Here is a 9,695-nt window from a genome sequence, read left to right as displayed (position 1 = left end):
TCAAGAAGGAACTCTTCGAAAGTCTCTTCAGCAACGGGATACACCTTGTCCATGGACTGAAGGCGAACATGAAGAACAAGCTCATGCCAATGTATGACAAGATAATGCTGAGGAAGAGGTATGTCATCGAATGCATCAATGACCTGCTGAAGAACAAGGCGGAGATTGTACATTCAAGGCACAGGTCTGTGCACAACTTCATAATGAACATCTGCTCCGCACTGACTGCATACTGCTTCTTTGACAACAAGCCCGAGGCTATGCACGTGCATGTGGAGAAATCAAGCCAGATGGAGCTATTTTAAATGATTTCTTATCCCGAACTCGCGTATTCTATAAGATTACGAAACTTGGCTAAAAAGTCTCTTGTTATAGGCAGAGATGGGTTCATTGCAAGACCATCCCATGAAAAATTCAAATAATCGGAAAATTCCTCAATTAACTCGTCAGTCCATTGAATTTGTTTATTGCAAGAAATACTATCCCAATCAAGAATATATTTATACTTCTTTAATTCTTCGATAGAAAAGGAACAATTTGTTGATATTGATTGAATTATCTTTTTTATCATTTGACAATATTTATTACATTTACTAGTTCATTAATGGGTTCGTCCCAAGAGCATGCGCTAGTTAATGATGGCATTTCTTTTGCAAGAGATAGAAGCACTTTCCCGTTCCCAGTAGAGAATATCATATTTCTTAAGAATGTAGGGTTACATCCTCTTCCTGGCAGTCTACTGCGATCAAGAGCATCGGCGTCTTTAAGAATCTCCCATATTTTGTTGCATCTAACTATTGATGGGGTTTTACTATCATCTATAGAGTGATATTTTACAGCTTCTAGTATGGACGACGCGTCTTCCGGGTTACAGAACTGTTCTATCTTCGTTTTATAAAGATTCGCAGAATTTTCTCCATGTATTTCTCCTTCAGTATCACTATTTTTGCCTAAATCATGAATCAAAGAAGCATACAAAACAGAAGATAGCATCGAATTGCTAACAGTTTTGTCAATGCATGCTATTAGAAATGCGTTCCACATGACTCTCACTGTGTGTCCAATGCCATGATAAGAGTTTAGCATATGGCTTTTAAATAGCGACTTAGTTAGAGTAATCTGAAGTCGTAATGTTTCTTCTTCAAACCGTTTTACAAGTTGGTCTGTAATAATAGGATACGAAGCCATAGAGCTTGTTGTATTTTTCTCGTTAGTATATATTACCCAAGAATTACTGTCATATTTTTGCAAATCCATAAATCTGATTGTAATCGGGATACTTGGTTTAATTATACTGATTGAAGGATATGCCTGAATCTTACCATTAGATATATTGGTAATATGAGACTTGTCGATAATATTTAGATTATCAACATCATCACATTCGATAATGATAGAACTAGAATCTCTGTAGTTGGTAGAAATACTAAGAGTTTCCTCTGTTTCATCAAAAGTTATTGTCCTATTAGTTCTGTGAAAGATTTCGATGCCAGAACTTGTATATGGATCTGTAGTGATATGATTACAAATAGGATCATCGCCTAATTGCATCTTTAATAATTCCGCCTGCTCTTCATTGTAGCAGACTATTCTAAAATTCTTAAGGCATGAGAAATCCAACTCATTCCAAACAAGAAATTCTTGCTGAGAATAAGCTTTATATGTATCAATACCATCTTTAATAGTAAAATACAGAGACAAGGTATTTAATTTGCTTGGATTCTCTACAATGGAGACAACCTGGCTGTTGTTACCTTGCATATTACCAGTACTATAGTAACATTTATCCAAACAATGATTCAGAATCTCTCGTAAGTCGAATTCAAAGAATACCGGCATTGGACATTTCGGAGAACCCAATTTTTGTGCACCCCAATATTTTATTGTTGGACATTCGAGATATGAATTCCAAATCTTTCTTCCTCGATAGTCATAGCCTCCAAACACCCACTTCTCTTTAGAGGAATGTGAATCTTCACCTAAAGCTTCGTTGTAGTATTGAGTTGGTGTTTGTGGACGATAATAGAATCTAGCATAATGATGTGCTGTATTTCTTCTGTGAACATTACTTCCTGCAGAGTTCTCAAATAAACCCTTACCACCGATTCTGCTTAAGATTTTTCTTAACTTGATAATACTTACCGCATTGAATAGATGGGCAAAGTGATAAACTTTAGGGGTTGGATCAGAAAAACGTTCTATAAATTTGATTCCGTTCAATTGCCCTTTGAAAGCAGACGCATACTTGTCTATAGTTTCAATGATTAGAGGATTATTGAATAATGCTGGCCAGTCCCATCTATCAATAAATTTCTTGACAAAATCAACTGAAAATTCGATAGTATTAGCATTAGAAGCCTTAGACCAATCAATATAATCTGCGAATTTATCAAGAAGTATGTTTGAATACTTGAGATCATTTCTTTGATTTATAATTCTCCAATCAACAATATCCTTAAATTCACTCAGATTCTCAATAGAAAGAGTAAATTCTGTAGCACTGGAGATAATAGACCAATCTAAGTATGTTTTATATTTACGGTAGAATTCTATTCCAAGTTTCTGGAAAGTTTCAGACTGGCTTATGTACTTCCAATTTAGCTTTTCTCTATATGGATATAAAACTTCCTTTGAGAGATATATGTTCTGAGAAATCGCATCCCAATCAAGGTCAAAAGCTGAAATTTTTGATAGAACATTTATGGATGGGATAAATGAGTTCATTCTTGAAATACTCTTCCAATCCATCGGCTTTTGCCATATCTTTAATATTAACTCCTCATTATATTGCAGATCTGTTCTTGTTGACAACGCATTCCAATCCCAGGTAATATAGGATTTATCCAATGTGGACAATATGCTCTCATTGTCAAAAGGTATATCTTTTCTGCTACTTAGCGCACTCCAATCCCAATTAACAATATTAAGAGAAAGTAGTTCTGCCAGAGATAGTTTCAAGCCTGTGTTTGAAGACAAGCTAATCCAATCCCATGCCCTCTGTTTTGTATTCTCAAGCAATTCTTTGTCTATGACTAAGCATCGTCCCTTTGAGAGACTTTCCCAATTCCAGTCTTTATCTTGATTTTCAATCAAGAAATTATTGTTTATTCTTAACTTGCTTGATTCGGATATTGCTTTCCAATTCCAATCTTCATCAATGAAGTTGTTGAGTAGATTGTCGTTAAATACAATATCTGGCCTTACTGATAAAAGGCTGAATTCGACAACATCTTTGAATAACTTAATGTTTGTGGACAGTTTTGATTGTCCAGATGTGGTTGTGGTATCAGAGAAACATTTGCTATGCTGTGACAAATACTGCCAGTCCCATTGCTTCTTTCGAATCTTTAAAATGGCAGGATGCCAATTGATCGCATCATTTTGCGACAAGGCACAAAAATCCCAATAGTAATCCTCATTGTGTAAAAGAGATTTAACCATCTCTAACCACATCTTAAAGCTGAGTATGCTTTTGTCGTAAAAGAAAAGTCTTTCTGCAGATTTGGATTTTGATAGTAGTTCCCAATTGATATCTTCAGGATACTGATTGATGTATTCGTTTAGACTGAAGTCTTTATGGTCATATACATACGTGAGATCCCATAGAAATAGTAACGAGTAGTCTTCCAACATTAATGTTTGATGTATTTGACCATACAGTTCTTCCAAAGTAAAACGCCTAGTGATTTTCCCCCAAAGAGTTATCTTAGAGTCATCATCCTTTAGACTGATTATCGTAGCGATGGAAGGTAAAAAACCATTAATATTTAAATCATCTTTTGTGAAGATGGAATTTACTAATGTTACCCAATCCCATTTGTCCGAAAAATCAGCCAGATTTGCTAAGATTACATTTCTGGCGAGTCTTTTGGTTAGAATTATCCAGTTCCAATAATCCTGATATTGAAATAAATGATCTGAAATATCGTCAATTGGCAGATGCTCTGACAAATAACTCCAGTTCCACTTATTAACCCAGCGCTCATCACCCAATTTATCAATCTTCAGGGAATCTATCGTTTTATTTGTAAGCAGATTCCAATCCCAATCAAAATTAATATGATTCTTTACAAGCTGAAGAGCAGCAAGTTCTGTGGCTCGAGACTTTTTTTCTGGGTGTGACGACAAGAAGGCTTGCATCTCTGGGTATTCAAACAATACACAGAAAGTGTCACTAGAAAATAAGTCAAAAGCAATATCAAGATCCAACTGTGCTATGTGTTTTACTACAAAATTAGTTACTTTAATCCATTCTGATTTTGAAGAGATCAGACTCCAATCCCATGAGAACTCAGGATGTTCGTCAACAATAGTAAAGTCTGTTACTCTATATGTGACGCAAGAACAGCCTGATGGGGTAGAGATTTTAGCAGAATAGTTATTAAAGAACTCTTTATCCCAATTGATGTGTGAATTTGACTCGAAGCCTCCAATAATGGGCACGCACCAAGACAACAGCCCAATTCCTTCAAGCATGTCAATGATTTCATTATTCCATATAAGTTTCGATGAATTGACATTGAAAGGAGAGTGGGACGTTTCGACAATATTCTTAAGTTCGTCTTTGTAACTTTGAGATTGGCAATACTGATATGCAAATTCTTCCGAACTTAGTGCTCGGATAGTTAATGTTTGCATATTTAATCTCTTAGAAAGAAGATTGATATTATTTAATATATAGTCCAGATCGTATGTGCGTGAAATGTATTCCCAGTTCCATGCTTTGTCTGGGTATTTTAAGATCAACGACTCCACAAGATTGGGTTCTGATTCTGTTATTAAAGATAAATCGAAAGAAACATCATCTATATGTTTGATTATAAAATCATCCGACAATGATGGCATAATTTCCTTCCAAAGCCATTGTACAGATGTGAGATTTGGATCAACTAAGAGTTTCTCAATATCTTCTTTGGTAACATTTGTATTGTGAACTACAATGTCAAAATCCCATGGAAAATTTGAGGCATGTTCTATTATGAACGACCCTTCAAGTCTTGCAGACAGAATACTCCAATCCCAATTCTCTGAAGATTCCATCACATACGTCTGTATGTCCTCTGTTGGACATACAGATGAGACATCGTGCCATATGTTTGCATCAATGTAATTGGAAAGCATATTAAACAGATTATGATCATTCCAACAGAATCTAACATCTTTGACAATCTTTCCCCATTCAATAATGTCTTCGAAAGGTTTTAGACTATTATAGTCCAAGGAAGCATTGGGATCATTCAATAATCTAAGATAATAACCCCATTCTACTTTAATACTCTTAATTTTGTTATTTGCTTTATTGTTAAGCTGTCCCGAAGCATATTCACTGATAGAACCATCTTTTGTAAATACAACAATGAAGTCTTCTCCATTTTTGTTATATATGGAGACATCAATCCCTTCACTTTCAATACAGAAGTTATTGCACACTAATGACGCTCTAAATACTTTTGTACCTACTGGCATCTGTTCAAGAAGTGCGTTTACCAATGCATTTTCATCCTCCTTGATTTGAGGAACTATATCATAGGATTGCAGAGATTTATAGTAAGAAATTTTCTTCTTGCTATAAATTGTCGTTATAACAGAAAGTGCATCTCTGAAAGGAAATGGAGCTACATTATCGTTCATCAAACTGAAGTTCTCAAAAAATCGGCATTCTGCTTCATAGTAGAATCTTTTCTTTCCTTGTTTTACAGAGAATTCACCCAAAGAGGTTAAAATAATTTTATCTTCCTCTTTGCTAATTAGTTCATCTCTTTCTAATGATTCGAGCAGTTTATTGAAGATGCATATTTCAGCATCGTCCTTATATCTCTTTGGGGTGGATTCATTATTGTCTATCACATTAAAACCGAGGAATGTGGCCAAATCATCTGTCTTTAGTGTGCCATCATGAAAGTATAGTGTTGAACAGATAATTTGGTCTATGTCTGAACACGGCTCATCTTCATACAAAAGTATTTTGCATGAAGTCTTTTTCAATGGCCATGCTCTTAGGGCAGAATCCGATGACTTGGATTTGTAAATAAGTTGTGCCCCTGCTATCTTATTTTTGAAGGTCTTCATATGGATTGCATTTAATAATCTTGCCATTGGAATTAGCTTCTATGATTTTATATACATTGTTATAGATGTCTTTTTGTCTAAACAATTCGCTATTTCCAATAATAATTAGCAGTCTTTTAGCTCTAGATAGTGCAACATTTAGTCTGTTTGGTGATTGTGCAAATCCCAAATCAGTCTGTTCTGGATATCCTAACTCATACTCGGCGAAATTCGGTTCTTGTTGCGAATCAGAAACAATAGTATTGCTTCTAACCATGGACACGATGATAATGTTTCGTTCCATGCCCTGAAACCTGTCAACGACATCAATCTTCATAGACAGATTGTTAAAAGATCTGCACATCTTTCTGATTCTGTTTCGTTGCTTGCTATAAAAACTGATAATTCCAATCTCTTTATCGTCTTCATCAGTCCATTTATCACAATATTCTCTAAAAGAGTTAGATATCGAAAATTTTTCAAGAATATGGGATATCACTTCTACTTCTCCTTCGTTGACTCTTGATGTTCCTTCTATCATCTCAGGAGAGTTGACATCAATCCAAACAACATGATTGTCTGGCGACAACGACTCTCCACAGATAAAATCATCAATCTGAATACCATGATATCTTGAAAAAGGATTTGTCATATTTTTGTCATTGACACCTAAGTCAATAGGGTCGATTAGTCCACAGACAAGTCCATCCTTAGATTCGGAATTATCATTGTCCTCATAGAATTGCTTGATAACTTCATTAATATCAGGATGCATTCTGTATTGTTGAGTGAATTTCCCCTTAAGACTTGGGTCAATATTTTCATATATTCTCTGGAAATGTGATATTTCCATTTCCTTAAAATTCTTTAAGACATAGGACTTTAACTTTCTTAACTGACGCAATTCGGATTCTCCTGAAGCGTTGTCCAAAAGGAATTCCAGGGTATTCACGAATTCTTCCTTGTCAAGCATAGGTGGCAATTGACGATGGTCACCAATTACAATGTTCCTCTTACCATATACAAGAGGTAATGCTAACTCAGCAGGAGTAGCCTTGCTTGACTCATCCTGAATAACCGTTGTGAAAGAGATTCCATCTTTACAATTGTAAGTCGTGATCTTAAGTTCTTCCTCTTTATCAGAGAAATCATTACCTCTTTTATATATTGTCTTTGTTCCAACTTCTCCAAATACAGAACAATAGTTCATAAAGAATTTAGTAGGTCTGTTCTTTGTATTTTTTTCGCCAATAGAACTACAAGTAGCTCCTACAACATTACAATGAGCCTTATATTGATCAAATATGAGTTGTCTCAGAGGTTTGTCTGGATTCTCAAGAATATGTTCCCACAAAGAAACAGATCTATAGTCCATATTGCTTCGGTCAATACGCTTCCTAATGTTGTCTAACCAGTTCTCGAGAATCATCTTCCCATTTTTAGTTTGAACTTCGTCATCCGCTATAGACTCGTCCTGATTTTCGATATAATCGAATTTCCCAGTTTCAACCCATTGCTCCATTGCATTTATAGAGAATTGTCTGCCCTCTACTGCAAGTCTGTCGTCCGATCCGAAACGTATAGGCTTTACAAGATTATGAGTGCTATTGACAGTTCTGTCAATAGCGTTATCAACGGCAAGATTTGTTTCAGAGGTCAGCAAAATCCTTTCCTGTGGATTCAATCTTATATGCTGCCATATCAGCTCCGCAATTGCTGTTGATTTACCAGTTCCCGGAGGGCCTTGAATCAAAGAAATGTCGTTGGCTTTCAGGCATTTGATGATTGCATCTAACTGAGAATGATTGATTTGTTTATTAAGTAAATTGCTTTTGACTTCTTGATAATAGTCGCTGGACTCGTTAGTATAAAACTCTATGTCTTGGGTTGGAGCAGCTTTTGTTGCATCAAAGATGAATTGACTGATATTAGAATTTTTGACACATTTCCCTGTTGAAATGTTGTCGAAAGCGTCTTTCAGTCGTTTAATTTTTTCCATATCACCTTCCAAATTTGGAGTAATTTGATTGAAAGTGAGAGCTCCTTCTTCGTTAAATTTATAGTCGGCAGAAGAAATATCTATTAACAATTCCGGGAAAATGACTTTAAATAGTTTACCTATAGAATGGCCTCTTACTGTGAACTCTGCACCACGAAGAGTGCTGACTACGTTTTCTTTGTTTTCGACAATTTTATTCTGATCAATACGTAACAGGTATCTTTTTTTTCCTACTGGGTCTGCATGTATTTCAAACTCGCATCCTAACTTCCTTAATTCATTCAGTGATGTTGACAATGAAATCTGGAATTGTGAAGCTTGTTCTTGCGTGCAATATTCTTGAACAAAGTGCATTGATCCATCTTTTGGACTTATGTAAGTCTTTAAAGATGAAAAGTTTTTTTTAAGGAAGGTTTCTATCTTTTCCCATTCTGCATTCTTGTCACTTATTTCTACATTGCATCTATGATTGGAAAAAATCGATACTTCCAAGTCGTCATATTTGTTGCTAAGTTCAATTCGTAATTGATCTGGAGCTGTGATCCTCCAGTCAAAATCCACACCGATTGATTGCTTTGATTCACTTATGGAGATACGTTCTTCAGAAATAGTGTCTTTCAAATCTTGGAAGAAATCATAAAGATTTATACCATCTACATTTTGATGATATAGTTTGGAATCATATAGATAATTATAATCTATATGAAACTGATAATTGTTATCGCCGAATTCTGAAGAGCATATATTTTTCAGCAAATCCACCTGCCATTTTCCTCTAATGATGGAAAGATTTCCATTGTTATCATTGGATTTGGCATTAAAGTGATAACGGAAAATACCATCCTGTGAATCCGGAAAGTCATATAAAGATTTCTCAAAATCATATTCCTTCATGATGTCTTCTGAGACTTTTACATAAACATCAAATGAGAATAATCTTAACCCCCAAAGTTCATTAAACTTTTGTAGTGCTGATTCACTAAAATATTTATCATGTATCGTTAATACTCGTCTTAATCTACGCTCTTCGACACCTTCAATCTTGAAGTTCTCGTATTTGAGTGAATGGCTACATTCGATGGACAACCACTTCCTAATGAAATAGGCTGGTGTCGGTGAAATGCTGAATATTCCACTGGCATTCTTTGGAAGAATACCACAAGGTATATCTGAATCATTATCTAGTTTTCGAAGTGCCTCCACAGTGACCTGAAGTCTTCTGTTACTGTCAACGTCATATTGGTCTCCCTGTTCTTTCAATGCCTTGACAATTTTTGAAAAAGTGGATTTCTGCGAGCGTATTACACCCTCTATTATTGGATTCCTTGATAACTGTATATAATATTTTTGGCAATCTTCAGCCAATTGAGAGATATCATATAGATTTGGGCTAAAGCGTGCGTCGCAGACGATAGTGTCATTGCTATTGTCAATAGCTTCATCACTAACGCCAAAGAAAGACTTAATTTTGTCAATTTTAGCATCTAATTCATCTGTTTGGCACACACTAAGTCTTAACCTTTGTCCGGAAATCTGTATGGATTCTGGCTCGATAGCAATAGGGGCAGAATTAAGTTGGAGAACTCGTTCCTGCACCTCAATATGCTTAAGCCATATCTCTTTCTGTAAATTTGTATCGAATCCCATT

Annotated in this window: 4 protein-coding genes; 1 reads left to right on the top strand and 3 read right to left on the bottom strand. The window is 35.5% G+C overall.

The genetic code is table 11. From position 1 onward, the window contains the following. Nucleotides 1–305 (top strand): transposase (locus E5358_RS12880; protein WP_277821304.1); only part of this gene is annotated, 305 nt, incomplete at its 5' end. Between the two features lie 8 nt (nucleotides 306–313). On the opposite strand, the gene E5358_RS12875 is transcribed toward E5358_RS12880, so the two are convergent. Genes E5358_RS12875 through E5358_RS12865 form a run of 3 tightly spaced genes read right to left on the bottom strand, consistent with a single transcriptional unit; the run spans nucleotide 314 to nucleotide 9,694 of the window. After that, nucleotides 314–571 carry a hypothetical protein gene (locus E5358_RS12875; protein WP_135940586.1) on the bottom strand — a complete coding sequence of 86 codons (258 nt, stop codon included), beginning with the start codon at nucleotides 569–571 and terminating at the stop codon, nucleotides 314–316. After that, a complete protein-coding gene (locus E5358_RS12870; protein ID WP_135940585.1) occupies nucleotides 568–6,096 on the bottom strand; it encodes a DarT ssDNA thymidine ADP-ribosyltransferase family protein in 5,529 nt (1,842 codons plus the stop codon). The genes E5358_RS12875 and E5358_RS12870 overlap by 4 nt, the downstream gene beginning before the upstream one ends. After that, nucleotides 6,050–9,694, bottom strand: a complete 3,645-nt coding sequence (locus tag E5358_RS12865) for an AAA domain-containing protein (protein ID WP_135940584.1) — start codon at nucleotides 9,692–9,694, stop codon at nucleotides 6,050–6,052. The genes E5358_RS12870 and E5358_RS12865 overlap by 47 nt, the downstream gene beginning before the upstream one ends. Between the last annotated feature and the right edge of the window lies 1 nt (nucleotide 9,695).

The organism is Palleniella muris, assembly GCF_004792655.1.
Lineage (GTDB): Bacteria > Bacteroidota > Bacteroidia > Bacteroidales > Bacteroidaceae > Prevotella > Prevotella muris_A.
The sequence above is the reverse complement of the archived record's forward strand: the minus strand, read 5'-3'. Positions and strand labels throughout refer to the sequence as shown.

Excerpts from the sequence above, each read along its gene's own strand:
- E5358_RS12875 (WP_135940586.1), bottom strand. The coding sequence starts at position 571 with ATGATAAAAAAGATAATTCAATCAATATCAACAAATTGTTCCTTTTCT.
- E5358_RS12865 (WP_135940584.1), bottom strand. The coding sequence starts at position 9,694 with ATGGGATTCGATACAAATTTACAGAAAGAGATATGGCTTAAGCATATT.
- E5358_RS12870 (WP_135940585.1), bottom strand. The coding sequence starts at position 6,096 with ATGGCAAGATTATTAAATGCAATCCATATGAAGACCTTCAAAAATAAG.